The organism is Streptomyces prasinopilosus, from assembly GCF_001419695.1.
Classification (GTDB): Bacteria; Actinomycetota; Actinomycetes; order Streptomycetales; family Streptomycetaceae; genus Streptomyces; species Streptomyces prasinopilosus.
The window spans coordinates 1-1,830 of the sequence record NZ_LIRG01000697.1; the positions used below are offsets into that span (position 1 = coordinate 1).

At 76.5% G+C, this 1,830-nt stretch carries 1 protein-coding gene; it reads right to left on the minus strand.

Going from position 1 to position 1,830, the window contains the following annotated elements:
* The coding region (locus AOK18_RS24745; RefSeq protein ID WP_107100369.1) for a sensor histidine kinase at positions 1 to 1,830 on the minus strand (1,830 nt) is incomplete at both ends.

The window sequence follows — 1,830 nt, forward strand, 5'->3', positions numbered from 1 at the left end:
GGCCGACGAACACCGGGTGGTCGCCCACCCGGTGTTCGTCGGCCGGGGCGCCACGGGCCGTGCCGGCACCCCTTGTCCCGACGCGGTCCGTGTCGTCGTGCCCCGAGTCGCCGGGGGTCGGGCCGTCACGGCCCGGGGCGTCGCCCGTGGGGCCCGTGTCCATGTGCTGCCGGGTTTCGGCGAGGCTGACACCCCGTCGGAAGGCCGCCATCAGATGGGGGTCGTGTCCGACGACGTGCTCGGTTTCCTGACGCGGCGTGGGACCGTCGCGGAGCTGGGGCACCAAGTGTTCCTGGGCGCGGCGGCGGGGCAGTCCGGGTCTGTCCGTGGTGCCGCGCACGGTGGGACTGCGCGGGGTGAGGGGCGCGGTCCCGGTCCCGCTCTCCTCGAGGGTCCGCCGGTCGTCCGGGGTGACGCCGGGCACGGCCTCGGCCGGATTGGGCCGCATCGCGCGGGCGCCGCGCAGCGGCAGGGGCGGCGCTCCGCCGGGGCCCGTCGGGGCTGCCGGGGCGCCGGTCTCGTCATGGCGCCGTGCCGCCGGTACGCCGGCGGCCGGCACCGGGGGGTGGGGCGCCCCGTCCCCGGATTCCTGCAGCGGGCCGTGTCCGGTCTGCCGCGCGGGGCCCGTCCCCGCACCGGTTGCCGTGCGCGCGTCGGGCCGGGACTGCGGGCCGGGGCCGGCGTACGGGCCGGTGCCCGCCTGCGGCTCCTGCGGCCAGGGCCCGTTCCCGTACCCGGTGGGGGCGCTCTCGGCCGGCCGTCCCTCGCCCGTGTCCGGGGACCACGGCTCGGCACCGAGCAGTGCCTGCGGCACCACGAGCACGGCCTGCACTCCGCCGTAGATGTTGCTCTGGAGCCGGACCTGGATGCCGTGCCGCCGCGCGAGCTGCGAGACCACGTACAGGCCGATGCGCCCGTCGGCCAGGAGGCTGGCGACGTTGACCTGGTCCGGGTCGGCGAGCAGGGCGTTCATCCGTTCCTGCTCGTCCACGGGCATGCCGAGCCCGCGGTCCTCGACCTCGACGGCGAGCCCGGAGGTGACGAGTCCGGCGCGCAGCAGCACCTGGGTGTGCGGCGCGGAGTACAGCGTGGCGTTCTCGACGAGTTCGGCGAGCAGGTGGATGACGTCGGCGACGGCGTGCCCGCGCAGGGTTCCGTCGATCGGCGGCACCAGCTTGACCCGTGAGTACTGCTCGACCTCGGCGATGGCCGAGCGCAGCACCTCGGTCATGGAGACCGGGTTGCTCCACTGCCGCCGGGAGACGGCCCCGCCGAGCACGGCGAGGTTCTCGGCGTGGCGGCGGATGCGGGTGGCGAGGTGGTCGACGTGGAAGAGGCCCTTGAGCAGGTCGGGGTCCTCGATCTCGTTCTCCATCTCGTCGAGGAGGGAGATCTCGCGGTGCACCAGGGACTGCAGACGCCGGGCCAGGTTGACGAACACCTCGAGCTTCTGCTCGCTGCTCGCCTGGCTGGAGAGCCGGGAGGCCTGGAGGACGGCGGTGACGGCGCTGTCGTGGGCCCGGGAGAGGTCGGCGGCGAGCCGGTCGAAGTCGTCGGCGTCCCTGGGCGTCCCGCTCGGCCGGGTGCGCGGCGGCGGGCCGTCGCCACGGCGCAGGACGTCCACGAGGGCGCGCAGGTCGGCCTCGCGGCGGGCCGTGCTCCGGCGCAGGCCCTCGACGCGGTCGTGCACCGCCCGGGCCGCGCGGTCGGCGGCCACGGCGGCGATGACGATGCCGGCGAGGGCCACCGACACCGCGCCGCCGAGCACGCCCCACAAGGGCGCGCCCGGCCGCACGCCGCTGGAGCGGACGAGGAACAGCACGGCGGCGC